This window comes from Polaromonas sp. AER18D-145, assembly GCF_002379095.1.
GTDB lineage: Bacteria > Pseudomonadota > Gammaproteobacteria > Burkholderiales > Burkholderiaceae_C > Polaromonas.
On the sequence record NZ_NBZV01000008.1, the window covers coordinates 80,219 to 101,225 of the forward strand.

The following is a 21,007-nucleotide window of genomic DNA, read 5'->3' on the forward strand; positions in this document are numbered from 1 at the left end:
CTTCGCCGGGTCGCCCCAAGAAGGGCAAGTCCCCCCCGGGGGGCAGTGCAGCGGCAAAGCCGCAAACGTCGGGGCGCGCATCTCAGACCGGGTCCCAGGAGAACACGATGTTCGAGCTCTCCAGTGGATAGAAGTTCTGCTTCATCGCGGGCAGCACGCGCTCGGCGATGGTCTCGGGTGTCCAGCCTTCGCTGGTGTGCATGCCGCGGATCGGGCGCGACTGGCTCATGAGGAAGATCTCGTTGCCGCGCACGGCGAAGATCTGGGCCGTGACGTCGGCCGCGGCATCGCTGGCCAGAAAGGTGGCCATGGGCGCAATCTGCTCGGTGCCGAGTTTTTTCAGTTTTTCCACGCGGGCCTGCTGCTCGGGCGTGTCGGTGGGGATGGCGCCTATCATGCGGCTCCAGGCAAAAGGCGAGATGCAGTTGGAGCGCACGTTGTAGCGCTGCATGTCGCCGGCGATGTGGCGCGACATGGCCACGATGCCCAGCTTGGCGGCGGCATAGTTGGCCTGGCCCAGGTTGCCGATCAGGCCCGAGGTCGAGGTCATGTGCACGTAGGCGCCCGATTTTTGCGTCTTGAAGTGCGGGGCGGCCGCGCGCGAGGTGAAGAAGCTGCCGTTGAGGTGCACGTCGATCACGGCGCTCCACTCCTCGGGTGACATGTTGAAGAACAGGCGGTCGCGCAGGATACCGGCGTTGTTGACCACAATGTCGATGCGCCCGAAGGTGTCGGCCGCGCACTCGATGATGCGGTTGGCCGTGGGCCAGGTCGAGACGCTGTCGGTGCTGAGCACGGCCTGGCCGCCAGCAGCCTTGATCTCGTTGACCACTTGCTGGCCGGGGCTGGCGTCGCTGCCTTCGCCGCCGACCGAGGCGCCGATGTCGTTGACCACCACCTTGGCGCCCTGCGCCGCCATCATCAATGCGATGTCGCGGCCGATGCCCCGGCCCGCGCCGGTGACCACGGCCACCTTGTCTTGCAGCATGATGCCTTTGTTCATGAAATGACTCCTGGTTGTTGATGTAGATAAGTCAGACGGTGGCGGCCGTGCGGCGCTCATGACGGCAGCTTCAGCACGCTGGCGGCCAGGATGTTGCGCTGCACTTCGTTGCTGCCGCCGTAGATGGTGGCCGGGCGCGCGTTGTAGAAGGTGGTGAGGGCATCGACCGCGCCACCCGGTAGGTCAATGGAGCCGGGCGTGCCGCCGCTCGAGCCCATGACATCCACCAGCAGGTCGGCCAGGCGCGAATAGGTTTCGGTGGCGAAGAGCTTGAGCATGGAGACATCGGGGCCCAGGGTTTCGCCGCGCTTGACCTGCTCGATGAAGCGGCCGTAGAGCGCGCCCAGGTCGGCCACGTCCAGTGCCAGTTTGATGTATCGGTCCACGAAGCCGGTGTCCTCGAACAGGCCGAGGCGCTGCGCGGCTTCCTGCACCCGCGCCAGCGCGTACTGGCTTTGCTTGGGGCTGCCCAGGAAGATGCGCTCGAAGCCGAGCAGCGCCTTGGCGATGGTCCAGCCCTTGTTCAACTCACCCACGATGCTGCTGCGCGGCACGCGCACGTTCTCCAGGAAAACCTCGCAGAAATCTTCGGCGCCCGCGATGTTGCGGATGGGGCGCACCGTGATGCCTGGCGTTTTCATGTCGGCCAGCAGGAAGCTGATGCCCTCCTGCTTCTTGGCTGATTTGTCGGTACGCACCAGCAGGAAGATGTGGGTGGCGTCCTGCGCCAGCGTGGTCCAGGTCTTTTGCCCGTTGACGATGAAGTCGTCGCCATCGGCCACGGCTTCGGTGCGCAGGCTGGCCAGGTCGGAGCCCGAATTGGGTTCCGAGTAACCCTGGCACCAGATGTGCTCGCCAGCGATGATCTTGGGCAGATAAGAGCTGCGCTGCGCCTCGTCACCGTGGTTGATCAGCAGCGGGCCGACCATGGTGATGCCCATGTCGGGCGCGCGCGCCACGCCCCAGCGCTCCTGCTCTTCAATGAAGATGATGAGCTTCTCGGGACTCAGGCCCATGCCGCCGTATTGCGTGGGCCAGCTCGGCGCAACCCAGCCTTTTTTCGAGAGCGTCAGGTACCAGTGCCCGATTTCGGACCAGCGCAGCCGCCGTTTGGGGTAACGCAGTTCGCCCGGATACCGGGTTTCGAAAAATTCGCGCACGGTGGCGCGGAAGCTGTCGTTGTCCAGCGCATTCCAGTCGGTGCTGGTGGTGGATGAGATGGTGTTCATGCGTGTTCCTGCGCGGTGGTGTTGCGGGTGAGGCTGGCGTAGCGGCGGCGTTGCTGGGTGCCGTTGCCCAGCCAGGCAGCCAGCACCAGGGCGCGCTGCAGGTACAGGCCCAGGTCGTACTCGTCGGTCACGCCGATGGCGCCGTGCAGTTGCACGGCTTCGCGCGCCACCTGCAAGCCGGCGTCCGATGCGCGCGACTTGACGCGGCTGGCCAGGGCCGAGCGCGCGCTGGCGTCGCCGTCCGGGGCGTCGAGCAGGGCCAGGGCCTGGGTCACGATGCTGGCGGTCAGTTCCTGCTGGATCAGCAGGTCGACGGCGCGGTGCTGCAGCGACTGGAAAGTGCCAATCGGCTTGCCGAACTGGATGCGCGTGCGCAGGTAGTCCTGCGTCATGGCCAGCATGCTGCGCACCAGGGCCAGCAGTTCGACGCTGGTCATGATCAGGGTTTCGTCGTAGGCACGGGTTAGGGCGGCCACGGCCGTGGGCCCTTCGGCCAGCAGGTGGTTGGCGGGCAGGCGAACCTTGTTGAGGTCGAGCTGGGCGGCATAGCTGCCGTCGGCCAGCGGCTGGCTGCTCACGGCGAGGCCGGCCGCATCGGCAGGCACCCACACCAGGGCCAGGCCTTGGGGACCGGTGGCGCTGACGATATAGCCGTCGGCGCCGGCGCCGGGGCGCACATGGCGCTTGTTGCCATTTAACAGCAGGGCGTCGGCCTGGCGCTCCAGCCGGGTGGTCGCCTGGCCTGGCCGGTCTTTGGCGCCGGTGACGTCTTCCTGCCAGGCCACGGCGGGCAGGGTGCGGCCTTCGGCCATTTCGGTGAGCAGGCGGGTGGCGGTTTCGGTGCTGCCCGCATGGGCCAGCAGGCGGCCCGCGAAGACCAGCACCGGTACCACCGGCTCGGGCGCGACCTGCGTGGCGAGCGCGGCGACCACCTCGGCCATTTCGGCGAAGCCTTGCTCGTAGCCGCCCATGGCTTCGGGTACCAGCAGCCCGGTCCAGCCTTGCTCGGCCAGGGCGCCCCAGAAGCGGCGTTCGAAGCCCGGCGTCTGCCGGCGCAGGGCGCGGGCGCGAGTCAGTGGAGATTCCTTGGTGGCGAAACTCAGCGCGCTCTCGCGCAGCATGTTCAGTTGTTCATTCAGTTGTTCAGCGTGTTCGCTGTCGGGAGTGGTGGTCATGATGGGGTGGGTGGTGTCATGGGTTAAAAGAGGGTATTGACGAGGGCATTGCTGGCCTTGGCAGAAAGAAAATCGGTCGTGGGCTCGTGAATGTCAATAGGATTTGGGCAGGCCCAGCACCTTCTCGGCGATGAAGCACAGGATGAGTTGCGGGCTGATCGGCGCAACGCGCGGGATCATCATTTCGCGCAGGTAGCGTTCGACGTGGTACTCCTTCGCGTAGCCATAACCGCCGAGCGTGGCCATGGCGCGCTGGCAGGCGTTGAAACCGGCCTCGGCCGCCATGTACTTGGCGGCATTGGCATCGGCGCCGCAGGGCAGGCCATTGTCGTATTTCCAGGCCGCGCGCATCGCCATCATCTCGGCGGCCTCAAGCTCCATCCATGATTGCGCCAGCGGATGCTGGATCGACTGGTTCTGCCCGATGGGCCGGTCAAAGACCACGCGTTCACCGGCGTACTTGACGGCCACTTCCAGCGCCTTGCGGCCCAGGCCGACCGCTTCGCCGGCGATCAGCACCCGTTCGGGGTTCATGCCATGCAGGATGTATTCGAAGCCGCGCCCCTCTTCACCAATGCGGTCTTCCAGCGGCACCCGCAGCCCGTCGATGAAGACCTGGTTCGAATCCACCGCCTTGCGCCCCATCTTGTCGATTTCACGCACCTCGACAAAACGGCGGTCCAGGTCGGTGTAGAACAGGCTCAGGCCGAAGGTCGGTTTCTTGCAGTCCTCGATCGGCGTGGTGCGCGCCAGAATGAGCATCTTCTCGGCCACCTGGGCGGTCGAGATCCAGACCTTCTGGCCGGACAGCACATAGTGGTCGCCTGCCCGTTCGGCTCGGGTTTTCAGACGGGTCGTGTTCAGCCCGGTGTTGGGCTCGGTGACGGCGAAGCAGGCTTTTTCCTTGCCCTGGATCAGCGGCGGCAGCATGCGGCGTTTCTGCGCCTCGTTGCCGAACACGGCCACCGGCTGCAGGCCGAAAATGTTCATGTGCACCGCCGATGCGCCCGACAGCCCGGCGCCCGACTGCGAGATGGCCTGCATCATCACGGTGGCTTCACTGATGCCCAGCCCGCCGCCGCCATATTCCTGCGGCAGGCAAATGCCGAGCCAGCCGCCATCGGCCAGGGCGCGGTGCAGCTCGTGCGGAAAGCCGCCAACCCTGTCGCGTTCGAGCCAGTAGCCGTCGTCGAAGCGGGCGCAGATTTTACCGATGGCCTCGCGGATGGATTCGTGCTCTGGGTTGGGTGTGAAATCCATGGGGATGCTCGAGTGGGTTCAGAGGGCCAGACCGAGGCGCGTGCCCTGGTCAATGGCGCGCAAGGCATCGAGTTCGGCGGCCAGCTCGGCCCCGCCGATCAGATCGGGCGTGAGGCCGAGCGCGCGCAGTTCGGCAAACAATGCGTTCTCGCTGTCCTGACCGGCGCACAGGACGATGGTGTCCACCTCCAGCGTCTGTGGCACGCCGTTGACGCTCAGATGCAATCCGGCGTCGTCGATGCGTTCATAGCTGCAGCCCGAGAGCGTGCGCAGGCCGCGCCGCGCCAGCTCGGCCTTGATCGCCCAGCCGGTGGTCATGCCCAGGCTGCGCCCGGGTTTTTCCGGCTTGCGCTGCAACAGGGTGACTTCGCGTGGCGAGCTGACGGACTGCATCGGTTTGAGGCCGCCTGCGGCTGTGGGCGAGGTGTCGACACCCCATTCGGACTGAAACTGCGCGACCGTCTGCGGCCGGGGGCCATCGGGCGGCGTTTCGTGCAGCAGGAACGTTGCCACGTCGAAGCCGATGCCGCCGGCGCCGATCACGGCCACCTTGCGGCCGGCCTGTGCCCGGCCCGACAGCAGGTCGGCATAGCTCACCACTTTCGGGTGAGCTATGCCCGGGATCTGCGGCGTGCGCGGGCGCACGCCGGTGGCCACCACGATGCGGTCGTAGTGGCCGTTGACGAGAGCGGGGGCATCCGCCCGGGTATTGAGCTTGAGCGTCACGCCATGCCGCGCCACGCCTTGCTTGAAGTAGCGCAGCAGTTCATTGAACTCCTGCTTGCCCGGCACGGCCCGGGCCAGGTTCAACTGGCCGCCGATCTCGGGACCGGCTTCGAACAGGGTGACCGCGTGGCCGCGCTCGGCGGCGGTCAGCGCGCAGGCCAACCCGGCCGCGCCGGCGCCGATCACCGCCACCGTGCGCGGCACGGCCCGTGGCGGCAATAGTGAAAACTCCAGCTCACGCCCGGCGCGCGGGTTGACCAGGCAGGTGGCCGGGCGCTCGGAGAAGATGTAGTCGAGACAGGCCTGGTTGCAGGCGATGCAGGTGTTGATCTCGTCGGCGCGACCCTCGGCCGCCTTGCGCACGAAGTCGGCGTCGGCCAGGAAGGGGCGGGCCATCGACACCATGTCGGCGTCGCCGCTGGCCAGAATGTCTTCGGCCACTTCCGGGGTGTTGATGCGGTTGGAGACGATGACGGGAATCGTCACCGCTTTTTTGATGCGGGCCGCGGCGAAGCGCCAGGCGGCACGCGGTACAACGTAGGCAATGGTCGGGATGCGGGCTTCGTGCCAGCCGATGCCGGTGTTAATAATATCGGCGCCAGCAGCCTGCACCGCCTGGGCGAGATGGGCGATTTCGTCAGCCGGGGCGCCGCCCTCGACCAGATCAAGCGCCGAGACCCGGAACATCAGCAGAAACTCTGGACCCACCCGGGCACGCGTGCGACGAACGATCTCCACCGGCAGGCGATGGCGGTTTTCCATGCTGCCGCCAAATTCGTCGCCGCGCTTGTTGGTGCGCGTGACGGTGAACTGGTTGAGCAGGTAGCCCTCCGAGCCCATGATCTCGACGCCATCGAAGCCGGCGCGTTGCGCGAGTTCGGCGCAGCGCACATAGTCCTCAATCGTTTGCCAGACTTCGGCCGTGCTCAGGGCGCGCGGCGCGCGCGGGTTGATGGGAGAGGGAATTTCGGAGGCTCCGACGGGCCTGGCGACTTTTGCGTAGCGGCCTGTATGCAGGATTTGCAGAATGATCTTGCCGCCCTCGGCATGCACCGCCTGCGGAATCGGTTTGAGCGCATCGGCCTGCTCCGTCGTGACAAGCAGGGGGCCGGTTTCATCCAGCAGGCCATCCTGGCAGGGGGCATAGCCGCCGGTGACGATCAGGCCCGCACCACCGCGTGCCCGCTCGGCATAGAACAGGGACAGCCGGTCGATGGAGCGGTCCAGCGACTCCAGACGTGTGTGCATCGAGCCCATCAGCGTCCGGTTGCCAAGGGTGTGCGCGCCGACCTTCAGGGTGGAGAGTAGCGTCGGAAAGAAAACAGTAGCTTCGGTGGACATCGAGAAAGTTTCCTTGAAAATCTAACTAACACCTGTTCGATGATATATCATACGGCGTCGACCAGCCATGCAATTGGCGAGCACCTCAAATTCTTCGTCCGGATTGACGGTGTGATGCAGGCGGCGATTTCGACAACAGTCAGCAAGGAGGTATTACCCATGATGTTCGATGACGACCAGATTGCGCTGCGTGACGTGGCGCGCCGCTTTGCGAGAGAGAGGCTCAGGCCCGATTACCAGAAGCGCGAATCGCAACCGGGCATCGACCGTGCGCTGTTCAAGGAAATGGGTTCACTCGGTCTGATCGGCGTTGATCTGCCCGAGGAATATGGCGGCTTGGGCTTGAGTGGTGTCACGGCCGGCATCATCACCGAGGAAATTGCCTATGGCGACTTCAACGTCAGCTACATGCAGTTGCTCAGTTCGCTGATGGGTGCCATCATTCATGCCAATGCGTCCCCCGAGCTGGCGCGCACCTGGAACAGCCGGATCGTGGCGGGCGAGGCCATCGTCGCTCTGGGTTTGACCGAACCGCGGGGCGGCTCGGATGCCGCCAATCTGCAACTCAAGGCGCGTCGCGTTGGCGACGAGTACGTGCTTTCCGGCGAGAAGACCTCTATCACCTTTGCCGATCAGGCCGATGCCATTGTGTTGTTCGCGCGCACCGGCAAGCCCGAGGAGGGCGCGCGCGGCATCAGCGCGTTCCTGGTGGACCTGAACCAGAAAGGCGTGCAGCGCACGCGCTTCAACGACGTCGGCAGCAAGATCATCGGCCGTGGCTCGGTGTTTTTCGACGACGTGCGGGTGCCGGTCGAGAACCGGCTGGGCGCGGAGGGCAAGGGCTTCACGCAGGTGATGCAGGGCTTTGACTTCAGCCGCATCCTGATCGCGCTCCAATGCGTGGCCGCCGCGCAGGCGTCGATCGACGAGACCTGGGAGTACGTGAAGGAGCGTCACACCTTTGGTGCACCGCTGGCGCAGTACCAGGGCGTGAGTTTTCCGATTGTCGAGTTTGAGACCCTGATTGCCGCCTGCCGCCAGCTCTGCTACCACGGCCTGGCCTTGCGCGACGCAGGCCAGCCGCACACCGCGGAAGCGGCCATGGTTAAGTGGATGGGGCCCAAAACCGCTTTTGACGCGATCCATCAGTGCCTGCTGACGTTTGGTCACTATGGCTGGTCAATGGATCTGCCGCACCAGCAGCGTTTGCGGGATGTGATGGGCCTGGAAATCGGCGACGGCACGGCGCAAATCATGAAGCTGATCGTCGCCCGCGAGCGCGTGGGCCGTGCGGCGGTGCAATATGCGAAGGAGAACAAATAATGAGCCAGGCATCTCCCTTGGTGGTCAGCCGTGAAGGCGCCGTTGGCATCATCGAGCTGGCGCGCCCAGAAAAATTCAACTGCCTGTCGATGTCCGTTCATGCGGGCATCGAGGCGGCGGTTGACGAATTCGAGAAGCCCGGCTCCGGTGTGCGCGCCATCTTGATCCGCTCGCAAGGCAAGCATTTCTGCACCGGCGCCGACCTCGACGAGGTGAAGTTGCTGCGAGCCGACCCTGCCAGGCTCAAGCATTTCATCAGCTATGGCCACAGCGTTCTCAAGCGCCTGGAGCGCAGCGATCTACCGGTGGTGGCGGCCTGCCAGGGCCTGACCCTGGCCGGTGGCAGCGAACTGATGCTGGCTTGCGACATCATCTTTGCGGCCAAGGACGCACGCTTTGGCGACCAGCATGCCCAGTTCGGCCTGATTCCCGGCTGGGGCGGCAGCCAGCGCATTCCGCGCATTGCCGGCCTGCGTCGGGGCCTGGACCTGTTCTTCTCGGCACGCTGGATCGATGCCGACACCGCCGAGAAATGGGGGCTGGTGAACTATGTGGTCGAGCCCGACCAGTTAGGCGAGGCGGCGCTGGCGTACTGCACCAAGCTCGTCACGCGCAGCCGCATCGGCATGGCCACCATGAAGCGCCTGGCGCGGCAAGGCATGGAGGGTTCGTCGGAGGTCGGCCTCAAGCTCGAGGAAGACCTGGCCAGTGCCGCCCTGCTCGACGACGACGTCAGTGAAGGTCTGGCGGCCTTCGAAGCGCGCCGTACACCGGTGTTCAAGTCCTGAGTACTTTCCTTTACGAATCGATGCAAGAGCGTATATGACCATCCTCTCCTCACGTGTGTCGACTTCCGACGACGAATTCCGACTCAATCGCGAAGCCTACGAGGCCGTGATTGCGAATTTGCAGAGTCGTCGCCAACTGGCGCTGGCCGGTGGCCCCCTGAAGGCGCGGGAAAAGCATCTGGCGCGCAACAAAATTTTGCCGCGCCATCGCGTCGAAGTGTTGCTCGACCCGGGCTCGCCTTTCCTGGAAGTCGGCATGCTGGCCGGCGAAGGCATGTACGACGGCGTGCCGCCGGGCGCCAGCATCATCACCGGCATCGGCCTGGTGCAGGGCCGCCCGTGCATGATCATCGCCAACGACGCCACCGTGAAAGGCGGCACCTACTACGGCATGACCTGCAAGAAGCACGTGCGGGCGCAGCAGATTGCCTGGGCACACCGCTTGCCCTGCATCACGCTGGTGGACAGTGGTGGCGCCTTCCTGCCGGAAATGGCCAACATCTTTCCCGACGTGGGGCAGTTCGGCAGCATTTTTAACAACCAGGTTCGCATGTCGGCCGAAGGCATCCAGCAGATTGCCGTGGTGATGGGCCCCTGCACGGCGGGTGGCGCCTACATCCCGGCGCTGTGCGATGAGGCGGTGATCGTCAAGGAGCAGGGCTATATGTACCTCGGCGGTCCCGAGCTGACCTTTGCCGCCACCGGCGAGACGGTGGATGCCGAGTCGCTGGGCGGCGCCAAGATGCACTGCAGTGTCAGCGGCGTCACTGATCACATCGCCGAAGATGACCGCCACGCCCTGGCCATCACGCGTGAAATCGTACGGGACCTGGGTGAGCAGCCCAAGCCACGCTGGACGCGCCAGCCGTCGGTGCCGCCACGCTTCGACCCGCGCGAGATTTACGGCATCATCAGCCGCGACACCAAGATTCCGACCGACACACGCGAGATTCTGGCGCGCTTTGTCGACGACAGTCGGTTCCAGGAATTCAAGCCGATGTACGGCGACACCCTGCTGACCGGCTTTGCGCGCATCCATGGCCACGAGGTCGGCATCCTGGCCAACCAGGGCGTGCTGTTCCCGGACAGCGCGATGAAGGCGGCGCACTTCATCGACTTGTGCTGCCAGCGCGACATCCCGCTGCTGTTCATGGCTGACGTGACTGGCTTCATGGTCGGGCGCGCCGCCGAGCAGGCCGGCATCGCCAAGGCCGGCGCCAAGATGATCACCGCCATGGCCTCGGCCAACGTGCCCAAGTACACCATCATCATGGGCGCCTCTTACGGCGCCGGCTACCTGGCGATGTGCGGCCGCCCGTTCAACCCGACCGCGATGTTCGCCTGGCCGACCGGCCGCGCGGCCATCATGGGTCCGGATCAGGCCGCCACCGTGATGGCGCTGGTGCGCAAGCAGATCAACAAGACCGAGGGAAAAGAGTGGACGCCCGAGGAAGAAGAGGCGTTCAAGGCGCCGGTACGCAAGATTTACGAAGACTTCCAGCCGGCGAAAAACTTCTCCTCGAATTTGTGGGTGGACGGCATCATCGATCCGGTGGAAACACGCGACGCCATGGGGCTGCTGCTCGACCTCGCCTCCCGCACCGCCGCCAAGCCGACGCCGTTCGGTGTCTTCCGTTTCTAACCAGGACGCCAGACATGATTAAAAAAGTCCTCATTGCGAACAGAGGCGAGATCGCCTGCCGCATTGCCCGTACCTGCCGCAAGCTTGGCTTGGCCGTGGCCACCGTGCATTCCAGCGCCGACCGGTTTGCCCGCCATGTGCGCGAGATCGGTGAATCGGTCGAACTCGGGGGCGCAGCGCCGAGCGAGAGCTACCTCAACATCGAGGCCATCATCGCCGCGGCTCGGCGCGTCGGCGCCGACGCCGTGCACCCGGGCTATGGCTTCGTTTCGGAAAACGCCGACTTCGTGCGCGCGCTTGAAGCCGCCGGACTCACTTTCATCGGCCCCCGGGCCGAGACCATCGAGCGCGTGGGTGGCAAAGCCAGCGCCAAGCGCGAGGCGGCCCGCCTGGGCGTGCCGGTCATCCCCGGCAGCGAAAGCGGCATGACCGACCCGGCCGAGGTGTTGCGCCTGGTGCGCGGTATGAAGCTGCCCGTGCTGCTCAAGGCGGTGGCTGGTGGCGGTGGCCGTGGCATGGCGGTGGTCGAGACGCTGGAGGGGCTGGAGTCGCGCATCGAGAGTGCCATGCGCGAGGCCGAAAAAGCCTTCGGCAACGGCGAACTGATCGTCGAGCGCTACCTGCCGCATGTGCGCCACCTGGAGGTGCAGGTGGCCGGTGATGGCCAGGGCCACGCCATTCACCTGTTCGAGCGCGAGTGCACCTTGCAGCGGCGCCATCAAAAAGTGATCGAGGAAGCGCCTTCGGTCGGACTCAGCCCGCGCCTGCGTGAAGCCATCCTGGCCGACGCGGTCAAGCTGGCCGCCGGCGTGAACTACCGCGGCCTGGGCACGGTGGAGTTCGTTGTCACGGGCGAGGAGCACTACTTCCTGGAAGTCAATCCGCGCCTGCAGGTCGAACACCCGGTGACCGAAGAAGTGACCGGCCTCGATCTGGTCGAGCTGCAATTGCGCATTGCCGACACCGGTACCTTGCCCCTGACGCAAGCCGACGTGCGGTGCAGCGGCCACGCCTTCGAGGCCCGGCTGTGCGCCGAAGACGCCGCTGCGGGCTTTTTGCCGGCCACCGGGCGGCTGCAGGTGGTCGATTTTTCGCGCGCGGGCGTGCGCATCGAATCCGGCGTGGACAGCGGCGACGAAATCTCGCCGCACTACGATTCAATGATCGCCAAGCTCATCGCGCATGCGAGCGACCGCGATGCGGCGCGCCGGGCGCTGGTGGCCGGCTTGCGCGAGAGCACGGTGATCGGCCTGGTCACCAACCTGGAATTCCTGCAGGAACTGCTGGAGTGGCCAGAGACCCGCAATGCCACTTTCCACACCCGCCTGATCGACGAGCGCCATGCGCAGCGCGGCGTGGCGGCGCCCGCCGCGCCCTCGCTGGAACATTTGGCCGCCGCCGCCCTGCACTGGCTGGCGCAGCAGCGCGCCGGGTCGCCCGCGCTGGGCTGCTGGACCCTGTGGGACCACTTTACCGGCTGGCGCTTGACGAGCGGGCCGGTGCGGGCCGCGCCCCAGCCGACCCTGGTGTTGAAGGCCGGTGCGACCGAGTGGCCGGTGCGCTTTTCGATGCGCGACGCCCACGGCGCCTGCACCCTGGTCATCGGCGAGCAGGAAGTGAACGCCTCGCTCCAGCCGCTGGCGGCCGGTCGCTCCCTGCTGCAATGCGGCGGGCGGGCGCTGGAGCTGACGATCCGGGGCGATGCGCAGCAGGTCGAGCTCGCCAGCGCGCTGGGCAGCAGCGTGTTCACGGCGCAACCCTATCTGGGGGGCGCCGCCGGTGACGCCGCCGCCGACGGTCAGTTGGGCGCGCCGATGATGGGCAAGGTGGTGGCGGTCAAGGCAGCGGTCGGCGAGACGGTCGCCCTCGGCCAGACCGTGATCGTGCTCGAATCGATGAAAATGGAACTGCACGTCACGGCGCCGTTCGAAGGCAGCGTGAGCAGCCTGCGCTGCCGGGTGGGCGATATGGTCGAGCGCCACCAGGTGCTGGCCGAAGTCACCGCCGCTTGATTTCCGAGGAGTTTTACCATGAGTGATTTACCTGCATCCGTCGAGTTCCATGAGGAGGGTCCGCGCGAGGGCTTCCAGATGGAACCGAAAACCTATGCGTTGGCTGATCGCGCCGCGCTGATTGACGCTTTGGCGGCCGCGGGCCTGAAGCAGATCCAGGTGGCGTCCTTCGTCAGTCCGCGTGCGGTGCCGCAGATGGCCGACACGTCCGAATTGTTTGCCGCCATTGCCAAGCGCCCCGGCACCCGCTACACGGCGCTCTGGCTCAACGACAATGGCTTCGAGCGGGCGCGCGCCTGCGAACAGGTGGACCTGGACGGCAAGCTGATGTTCTACACCACCGAGCCGTTTTCGCAGCGCAACAACAACTGCAGCGTGGCCGAGATGCGCGAACGCCAGCTCGGTTGGCTGGATCGCTACATCGCCCTGGGCATTCCGGTGGAGAAAGCCTACGTGATCACGGCTTTTGGCTGCAATCTCGGTGGCGCCGTGCCGCTGTCGGCCGTCACTGACCATATCCGCTGGCTGGTCGATGCCTGTGCCGACCGGCGTGTGCCGCTGCCGGCCGTTTACCTGGCCGATACCATGGGCTGGACACATCCCGAGGAAATCAAGCGCCGCGTCGGCGCGGTGCGCGAGATCGTGCCGGATGCGCCCATCGGATTGCACCTGCACGACACGCGCGGCGTCGGCGGCGCCAATGTCTATGCCGCCTTGCAGATGGGTGTGCGGCTGTTCGACAGTTCGGTCGCCGGTCTGGGCGGCTGTCCGTTCGCGGGCCACAAGCACGGCGGCGCGGCCGGCAATATTTGCACCGAGGACATGGTGTTCATGTGCCAGGAGCTGGGCATCGAGACCGGGATCGACCTGGAGGCGCTGATCGAGGCGGCGCGGCTGGCCGAGCGCATCATTGGCCGCACCCTGTCGGGCCATGTGATGCACAGCGGCTCGCTCAAGGCCTTTCGCGCTGGCGCAGCAAAGCAGGAGGTTTGTGGCGTGTCACCCTGAACTGCGGCAGGGTGACGGGCGTTTGCTTACCCCGCAGGATTCACACCACAAGGAGAGCGTTATGGGTCGAGTACAGGACAAGGTCGTTTTGGTGACGGGCGGCGCCATGGGCATGGGCCAGGCCCACTGCGAGCTGCTCGCCAGCGAGGGCGCGCGGGTGTTTGTCGCGGACATGAATGCCGAACTGGGCGAAGCCGTCGCGGCGGGTATCCGCCAGCGTGGCGGGCGCGCCGAATTTCTCAGTCTCAACGTCACCGACGAGGCGCAGTGGGGCTCGGTGGTCGAGCAGATCGTCCAGCGCGCGGGCCGCATCGACGTGCTGGTCAACAACGCCGGCATCCTGCTGATGAAGCCGGTGCATGAAACCAGCACGGCGGAGTGGGACCGCATTTTCAACGTCAACGTGCGTGGCACCTTCTTCGGCACGCGCGCGGTGGTGCCGGCGATGCGGCAGGCCGGCGGCGGCTCGATCATCAACATCTCGTCCATTTACGGCCTGGTCGGCGCGCCCAGTGCTTGCGCCTATGAGGCCTCCAAGGGCGCGGTGCGCCTGTTCAGCAAGGCCTGCGCGGCCGATCTCGCGCCCTTCAATATCCGCGTCAATTCGGTCCACCCCGGCGTCATCGAGACGCCGATGACCAAAGACCTGCTGGCCGATCCGGCCACCCACAAGGCACTGCTCGGCACCACCCTGCTCGGGCGGGCGGCCCAGCCGCGGGAAGTGTCGGCCGTGATCCTGTTCCTGGCTTCCGATGAGTCGTCCTTCGTGCATGGTGCCGAGCTGGTGGTTGACGGCGGCTACACCGCGGTCTGACCGCGATTTAAAGGACAGCACAGGTGTCTGTGATTGAAACGCTGGTTGATGTGCGAAGCCCGGGTTTCCGCGATAGCCCGACCCACGACGTTGGAAAAAACAAACTTCTGGCGCGCACCTGGCCGAGACCGAACCCAAGGTACGTGAACGGTACGCGCGCCGTGAGCCGTCAAAACCCGCCACCCCTGTTTGTCACATGTAAGAGATCCATCATGAACACACCCACCTACGAAACACTGCAACTGGCTGTCGACGCGCGCGGCGTGGCCCGCCTCACGCTGAACCGCCCCGATACCCACAACGCGCTCAACGCCACCCTGATCAGCGAGCTGCGCCGCGCCGTCGATTGGCTGGCCGCCGCACCGGGCGTGCGCGCGGTGGTGCTCACCGGCGCCGGCAAGACCTTCTGCGCCGGCGGCGATCTGGGCTGGATGCAGGACAACATGAAGAAAAGCCGCGCCGAGCGCGTCAGCGAGAGCGCCGACCTGGCTCTTGTGCTGCGCGCACTCAACGACCTGCCGATGCCGCTGATCGGACGCGTTAACGGCCCCGCCTATGGCGGCGGTGTAGGCATGATTTCGGTCTGCGACATCGCCATCGCGGTGGACAGCGGCGTTTACTCGCTGACCGAGGTGCGGCTGGGCTTGTTGCCGGCCAACATCGCACCCTATGTGGTCGCGCGCATGGGCGAGGCGAACGCGCGGCGCACTTTCCTTACCGGGCGGCGCATGGATGCGCTTGAGGCGAAGCGTCTGGGCCTGGTGTCCGAAGTGGTAGCGGCCGACCAGCTAGATGCAGCGGTCGAGCGTGAACTGGCCGACCTGTTGCAGTGCGCGCCTGGTGCGGTGGCCGCGACCAAGAAACTGGTCGCCTATGCAAACTCGCACGATCTGGCCACCAACATGATCTATGCCGCCGACAAGCTGGCCGATGCTTGGGAAACCGAAGAAGGGCGCGAAGGTATCGCCGCCTTCTTCGCCAAGAGGCAGCCCTCCTGGCGGCAGCCGTGAGGCAAGCGGCAATGCGCCAGTTCTGCCGACCCTGACAATGCAACACGCGCCGGAAATCTGATGGTGGTGATGGACTCCAAGGACCTGTAATGAACGAACCGATTTATTTTGACGAGCAGCACCGACAGTTCCGGGACAACCTGCGCCGCTTTGTCGAGCAGGAGGTGGTGCCACAGGCAGCGCCATGGGAAGAGGAAGGCATGGTGCCGCGCGCGGTGCTGCGCAAAATGGGTGAGCTCGGCTACCTCGGCGTGCGTTACGCCGAGCAATATGGCGGCTCGAATCTAGACACGGTGTACAGCGCGATCCTGGCCGAAGAACTCGGCCGCTCAACTTACGGCGGCTTCGCCGTGACGGTGATGGTGCACACCGACATGGCCTCGCCGCACCTGGCCAATTTCGGCACGCCAGAACAGCTGGAGCGCTACCTGCCCGCCATCATCCGCGGCGAGAAGATCTGCGCCGTGGCGGTCACCGAGCCCGATGCAGGCTCCGACGTGGCCGGCATCCGCACCCGCGCGGTGCGCGACGGCGAGCACTGGGTGCTCAACGGCAGCAAGATGTTCATCACCAACGGCGTGCATGGCGACGTGTACTTCGTGGCCGCAAAGACCGACCCGGGCGCCAAGGGTTCGCGTGGCATTTCGATCTTCATCGTCGAGAAGGGCACGCCGGGTTTTCGGGTCGGGCGCGCGCTCAACAAGAGCGGCTGGCTGTGCAGCGACACCGCCGAGCTGGTGTTCGAGGACTGCCGCGTGCCGGCCGCCAATCTGCTGGGCGAAGAGAACAAGGGCTTCTACCAGATCATGCGCAACTTCCAGAACGAACGCATGGTGCTGGGTGCGCAGATGATGGGCGAGGCCGCGCGCGCGATCGAGCTGACGCTGGCCTATGTGCGCGAGCGCAAGGCCTTCGGCGCCACGCTGTGGGACAAGCAGGCGATCCGCCAGCGCCTGGCCATGCGGGCCTCGCAGGTGGCGGCGGCGCGCCAGCTCGTGTACCACGCCGCCTGGCTCGACGCGCAGGGGCGCGAATGCGTCAAGGAAGTGTCGATGGTCAAGGCGCTGTGCGGCGAGCTGGTCAATGACGTGGTCTATGACTGCCAGCAGTTCCACGGCGGCTTCGGCTACATGCGCGAGGCTGCGATCGAGCGCATGGTGCGCGACGCCCGCGTCCAGGCCATCGGCGGCGGTGCCACCGAGGTGATGCTCGAAGAAGTGGCGAAACGGTTGTGAACATGGGCACCTCCCCGGCTACTTCAGCCATTGACGGGTTGGTCGGGCTGCCGCTGAAGGAGATCCTGCCCGGCATTCTGATGTTCACGCTGCCGGTGGACTACGGCATCGACCACGTCAACATTTACCTGATTCGCGAAAGCGAGGGCTGGTGTCTGTTCGACACTGGTGCCGATTGCGAGGCGGCGCGGGCCTTGTGGCTGCGCGCATTGGCAGGTCCGCTGGCAGCTGGCTTGACGCGCATCATAGTCTCGCACCACCACCCCGACCACCTCGGGCTGGCGGTGTGGCTGCACGAGCGCACCGGGGCGCCGATCCTGATGCGCGAGGAAGAGGTGGCGGTGGCGCGGCAGACGCACGTGGTCAGCGCCGGCGACCGCGCGTACTGTATCGACTTCATGCGCCGCCATGGGGCGGCGCCGGAGGACGCGCAGCAGGTGGTGGGCGGGGTGTTGCAAAGCAACATGGCCTGTGCCGTGCCGACTCGCGTCGAGCCGCTCGAAGCCGGCCAGACGTTGCACATCGGCGATCATGCTTTCGACGTGCTGGTGCTTGGCGGCCACAGCATTGCACAAATTTGCTTGTACGAGCCCAAGCTGAAGTTGCTGCTCACGGGCGACCAGTTGCTCGAGCGCATCACACCCAACATCGGTGTCTGGCCCTATGGCGAAACCGATCCGCTGCCGCGCTATCTGGACAGCCTGCGCACCATTGCCGCGCTGGAGATCGAGCACGTTCTGCCGGCCCACCACGACGTCTACCATGCCGGGGTCAAGCGCGCGCACGGACTGGTGGCGCACCATCAAAAAGCGCTGCGCAAGTTCATGGCGCGCCTGGGCGCGCAGAGCATGAACGCCACCGAACTTGGCTGCGCGGTCTATGGCGCGCAGAGCGACCCCTTGCATGCTTACCTGGCCATGGGCGAAACCCTGGCGCACCTGCTGTGGCTGGAGCGCTCCGGCTATGTGCGTCGTGAAGAAACGCCAGCTGTGACCCGCTGGTATCCGGTGACGGCGGCCGGCGAAGAGCCCACACTCACCTTGTCTGGAGATGTATCGAGATGACAGAAACACACACCATCAACGAAGAAGAAATCGCCAAGCGATGGCAGAAGTTCGCCCATGTGTCGCCGTACAACCGCGAACTGGGCCTGCTGCCGCACGCGGTGCGCACCGACTGGTGCGTGCTCAAGGTCGAGTACCAGGAAGCGCTGGTGGGCGATCCGCAGACCAGGGTTTTGCATGGCGGAGTGATCACTGCGCTGCTCGACGCCGCGTTCGGATTCGCGATTTTCGTCAAGCTGCCGGAGATGCGGCCGATGGCCACGCTGGACCTGCGCATCGACTACCTCAAGCCCGCCACGCCCGGGCGTGCGATTCTGGGGGGGGCCGTTTGCTACAAGCTGACTGCAGAACTGGCGTTCGTGCGCGGCGCTGCCTACCACGACACGTCGGACGACCCAATAGCCACCGCAGTCGGCATTTACATGTTTACTTCCGGGCGACCGGTATTGCGCAACGAGGAGGTGCCGCGATGAACTGGACCGAACAAATTAACCATGCGCGCGCGCAGGGTGACTGGAGCGAAGTGATCCAGGCTGTGCCCTTTGCACGTTTTCTGGACTTGCGCATTGATGTCAAGGGCGAGGAGTTCACCTGCGTCTTGCCATTCCAGGAAAAACTGATAGGCAACCCCCTCCTGCCGGCTCTGCATGGCGGTGCCACCGGGGGGTTTCTGGAGTGCGCCGGACTGTTCTACCTGCTGTGGCACATGGACAGCCAGGACTTGCCCAAGACCATCGATTTCAACATTGATTACCTGCGCTCGGGTCGACCGCAGGACACCTATGCCAACGTCGTGATGGTCAAGCTGGGCCAGCGGGTGGCGAATCTGCGCATCCAGGCATGGCAATCCAGCCCCGATAAGCCCATCGCCCTTGGCCACGGCAATTTCATGCTGCGAGCCTGAGGGCACAGAAAGGAAATGTCCATCATGTCTCAACCTACCTACCGTTCCGTGTTCCGCCCTGGCCTGTTTGCAGGTCAAACCGTTATCGTCACCGGTGGTGGCAGTGGCATCGGCCGCTGCACCGCGCACGAGCTGGCCAACCTCGGGGCCAGCGTGGCGCTGGTGGGTCGCCGCATCGAGAAACTGGAAGCTGTGCAAGCTGAAATTACGCAGGCCGGCGGCCAGGCCAGCATTCACGCCTGTGACATCCGCGACGAGCCGGGCGTCAAGGCCATGATCGCCGACGTGATCGCACAGCACGGCAAGATCGATGGTCTCGTCAACAACGCGGGTGGCCAGTACCCGCAGCCGGTCAAGGACATCAGTCTGAAGGGCTGGGATGCGGTAGTGCGCAGCAACCTCACCGGCGGCTTCCTGGTGGCGCGCGAAGCCTTCAACCAGTCCATGGCATCGAACGGCGGCGCCATCGTCAACATCATCGCCGACATCTGGGGCGGCATGCCGACCATGGCGCACAGCGGCGCGGCGCGCGCCGGCATGCTGTCGTTCACCGAGACGGCGGCCTGCGAATGGGCCTGCGCCGGCGTGCGGGTCAATGCCGTGGCGCCGGGCTGGATCGCCAGCAGCGGCTTTGACACCTACAGCCCCGAGATGCAGGCCGAACTGCGCAGCCTGAAAACCAAGGTGCCGCTGCAACGCTATGGCACCGAGGCCGAGATTTCGGCAGCGATTGTATTTTTGCTGTGCGAGGCGGCGGCTTTCATCACGGGCTCGTGCATTCGGGTCGATGGCGGCGTGCCCAATGCCCGACCCACCTGGAAATTGCAGGCCCATGATCGGTCCAAACCCTTCAACGGCTTTGCGTTGGCCGAAACGCCAAAGTGCCTGAGCGTCAAGGATGAATGACATGGATGTGACTATGAAAACCACAAATTCGAACGATCCGTCGGCTTATCTCGCGCCCGGCCGCTACGTGGACAGCGACCACCCGGCTGTGATCGCGTTCGCGCGCCGGGTGGCCGACCCCGCGATGACGCCGCGCGAGATCGCGGTCAAGCTCTATTACGCCGTGCGCGACGAGTTTCTCTACGATCCCTATTACTTTGACACAAGAGTCGAGGGATTGAAGGGCAGCCACGTGATCGAGGCCGGGCGCGGCTTTTGCGTGCCCAAGGCGGCGCTGCTGGCGGCGGCGGCCCGCGCCCTGGGCGTGCCGGCACGGGTGGGCTATGCCGACGTTCGCAACCACCTGACCAGCCAGCGGCTGTACGAGATGATGGGCACCGACCTGTTCGTCTTTCACGGCTACACCGAGCTGTGGGTGGACGGCCAGTGGCTCAAGGCCACGCCCGCCTTCAACCGCTCCCTGTGCGAGAAGGCCGGTATCCACCCGCTGGAGTTCGACGGCAGCGCCGATTCGGTCTTTCATGAATTCGATGTCAGCGGCCGCCGGCACATGGAGTACGTGCACGACCACGGCACCTACGCCGACTTGCCGCGCGATGAATTGCTGGCCTCGTGGCGCGAGCACTACAAGACCTTCGCCGACTGGGGCCAGGTGGCCGGTAGCGGTGCCGACTTCGCGCAAGAGGTGGGTAAGCCATCATGACGACGCGCCGGGAATTTGCCGGCTTCGCGGGCGGCCCCCTGGTGGCCGATGTCTACGGCCCGGTCGGCGCACCGACGGTGTTGCTGCTGCACGGTGGTGGGCAGACGCGCCATGCCTGGGGCAAGGCCGGGCAAGTGCTGGGCGATGCCGGCTGGTACACCGTTGCGCTGGACCTGCCGGGGCATGGCGATAGCGCCTGGGCCACGGATGGCGACTACCGCATCGAGACGCTGGCCGACACCATGTGCCGCATCTGGCGCGAGCTGGGAACGCCGCTGGCGGTGGTCGGCGCCTCCCTGGGGGGCTTGACCAGCATGGCCGCCATCGGGCGCCCACATGCGCCGCCGATCAACGCGCTGGTGCTGGTGGACGTTGCGCCGCGCATGGAAGAAGCCGGCGTCGAGCGCATCGTGCGTTTCATGCGGGCGCGGCCCGATGGCTTTGCGTCGCTCGAAGAGGCCGCCCAGCACATCGCCGCCTACCGTGGCCGGCCGATGGAGGGTCCCATCGAGGGCCTGAAGAAAAACCTGCGCCTCAATGCGCAGGGCCGCTGGAACTGGCACTGGGATCCGCTCATGATGAGCGAGGCCAACCACAACCACCGGCGCGACGCCGACGGTTACGAGCGCGCCTTGCGCGGCCTGCAGGCACCCACTCTGCTGCTGCGCGGCCAGCGCAGCGACGTCATCAGCGAAGAAGATGCGCGTGCCCTGGTGCAAACCTTGCCGCGCGCGCGATTTGTCGATCTGAAGGGCGCCGGCCACATGATTGCCGGTGATGCCAACGATGCCTTTGTCGCCAGCGTGGCGAACTTTCTGCACGAAGTGATGCCGCCGGCGAAGGCCCCGGCGAGCGGAATCTGAA

The 21,007-nt window shown here is 65.5% G+C and carries 19 protein-coding genes; 14 read left to right on the forward strand and 5 right to left on the reverse strand.

Going from position 1 to position 21,007, the window contains the following annotated elements; translation table 11 throughout:
- Positions 1-82 precede the first annotated feature (82 nt).
- The 5 genes from B7G52_RS06590 to B7G52_RS06610 all read right to left on the reverse strand — a co-directional run bounded on the left by B7G52_RS06590 (position 83) and on the right by B7G52_RS06610 (position 6,734).
- Entirely contained in the window at positions 83-1,003 is a 921-nt protein-coding gene (locus B7G52_RS06590; RefSeq protein ID WP_096666943.1) for an SDR family oxidoreductase, read from the reverse strand.
- Between the two features lie 56 nt (positions 1,004-1,059).
- Entirely contained in the window at positions 1,060-2,232 is a 1,173-nt protein-coding gene (locus B7G52_RS06595; RefSeq protein WP_096666941.1) for an acyl-CoA dehydrogenase family protein, read from the reverse strand.
- Positions 2,229-3,407: an acyl-CoA dehydrogenase family protein gene (locus tag B7G52_RS06600; RefSeq protein ID WP_096666939.1), complete on the reverse strand. Its 1,179-nt coding sequence runs from the start codon at positions 3,405-3,407 to the stop codon at positions 2,229-2,231. Before B7G52_RS06600 ends, B7G52_RS06595 begins: the two co-directional genes overlap by 4 nt.
- Positions 3,408-3,500: 93 nt before the next feature.
- Positions 3,501-4,667, reverse strand: a complete 1,167-nt coding sequence (locus B7G52_RS06605; RefSeq protein WP_096666937.1) for an acyl-CoA dehydrogenase family protein — start codon at positions 4,665-4,667, stop codon at positions 3,501-3,503.
- An 18-nt stretch (positions 4,668-4,685) separates the two neighbouring features.
- Complete coding sequence (locus B7G52_RS06610) at positions 4,686-6,734, reverse strand: NADPH-dependent 2,4-dienoyl-CoA reductase (protein WP_096696825.1); 2,049 nt, start codon at positions 6,732-6,734, stop codon at positions 4,686-4,688.
- Positions 6,735-6,893: 159 nt separating this feature from the next.
- Between B7G52_RS06610 and B7G52_RS06615 the strand changes: the two genes are divergently transcribed.
- From B7G52_RS06615 to B7G52_RS06680, 14 genes are all read left to right on the forward strand, one after another.
- On the forward strand, positions 6,894-8,057 hold the full coding sequence (locus tag B7G52_RS06615) for an acyl-CoA dehydrogenase family protein (RefSeq protein ID WP_096696868.1): 1,164 nt from the start codon (positions 6,894-6,896) through the stop codon (positions 8,055-8,057).
- Positions 8,057-8,845, forward strand: coding sequence for an enoyl-CoA hydratase/isomerase family protein (locus B7G52_RS06620; RefSeq protein ID WP_096696826.1), 789 nt, complete (start codon positions 8,057-8,059; stop codon positions 8,843-8,845). Before B7G52_RS06615 ends, B7G52_RS06620 begins: the two co-directional genes overlap by 1 nt.
- Before the next feature lie 34 nt (positions 8,846-8,879).
- Complete coding sequence (locus B7G52_RS06625; protein ID WP_096696827.1) at positions 8,880-10,487, forward strand: carboxyl transferase domain-containing protein; 1,608 nt, start codon at positions 8,880-8,882, stop codon at positions 10,485-10,487.
- Positions 10,488-10,501: 14 nt separating this feature from the next.
- Positions 10,502-12,499, forward strand: coding sequence for a biotin carboxylase N-terminal domain-containing protein (locus B7G52_RS06630; RefSeq protein ID WP_096696828.1), 1,998 nt, complete (start codon positions 10,502-10,504; stop codon positions 12,497-12,499).
- 18 nt (positions 12,500-12,517) lie between these two features.
- Positions 12,518-13,507 (forward strand): hydroxymethylglutaryl-CoA lyase, encoded by a 990-nt coding sequence (locus B7G52_RS06635; RefSeq protein ID WP_096696829.1) that lies wholly within the window; start codon positions 12,518-12,520, stop codon positions 13,505-13,507.
- A 61-nt stretch (positions 13,508-13,568) separates the two neighbouring features.
- A complete protein-coding gene (locus tag B7G52_RS06640) occupies positions 13,569-14,321 on the forward strand; it encodes a glucose 1-dehydrogenase (RefSeq protein ID WP_096696830.1) in 753 nt (250 codons plus the stop codon).
- A gap of 212 nt (positions 14,322-14,533) precedes the next feature.
- Complete coding sequence (locus B7G52_RS06645) at positions 14,534-15,331, forward strand: crotonase/enoyl-CoA hydratase family protein (protein WP_096696831.1); 798 nt, start codon at positions 14,534-14,536, stop codon at positions 15,329-15,331.
- Positions 15,332-15,420: 89 nt separating this feature from the next.
- Positions 15,421-16,566 (forward strand): acyl-CoA dehydrogenase family protein, encoded by a 1,146-nt coding sequence (locus B7G52_RS06650; RefSeq protein ID WP_096696832.1) that lies wholly within the window; start codon positions 15,421-15,423, stop codon positions 16,564-16,566.
- Positions 16,567-16,568: 2 nt separating this feature from the next.
- Complete coding sequence (locus tag B7G52_RS06655) at positions 16,569-17,630, forward strand: MBL fold metallo-hydrolase (protein WP_096696833.1); 1,062 nt, start codon at positions 16,569-16,571, stop codon at positions 17,628-17,630.
- A complete protein-coding gene (locus B7G52_RS06660) occupies positions 17,627-18,103 on the forward strand; it encodes a PaaI family thioesterase (protein ID WP_096696834.1) in 477 nt (158 codons plus the stop codon). The genes B7G52_RS06655 and B7G52_RS06660 overlap by 4 nt, the downstream gene beginning before the upstream one ends.
- A complete protein-coding gene (locus B7G52_RS06665; RefSeq protein WP_096696835.1) occupies positions 18,100-18,534 on the forward strand; it encodes a PaaI family thioesterase in 435 nt (144 codons plus the stop codon). Before B7G52_RS06660 ends, B7G52_RS06665 begins: the two co-directional genes overlap by 4 nt.
- Before the next feature lie 24 nt (positions 18,535-18,558).
- Positions 18,559-19,440: an SDR family oxidoreductase gene (locus tag B7G52_RS06670; RefSeq protein WP_096696869.1), complete on the forward strand. Its 882-nt coding sequence runs from the start codon at positions 18,559-18,561 to the stop codon at positions 19,438-19,440.
- Positions 19,441-19,453: 13 nt separating this feature from the next.
- Entirely contained in the window at positions 19,454-20,143 is a 690-nt protein-coding gene (locus B7G52_RS06675) for a transglutaminase family protein (RefSeq protein ID WP_240523349.1), read from the forward strand.
- Positions 20,140-21,006: an alpha/beta fold hydrolase gene (locus B7G52_RS06680; protein ID WP_096696837.1), complete on the forward strand. Its 867-nt coding sequence runs from the start codon at positions 20,140-20,142 to the stop codon at positions 21,004-21,006. Before B7G52_RS06675 ends, B7G52_RS06680 begins: the two co-directional genes overlap by 4 nt.
- Position 21,007 lies beyond the last annotated feature (1 nt).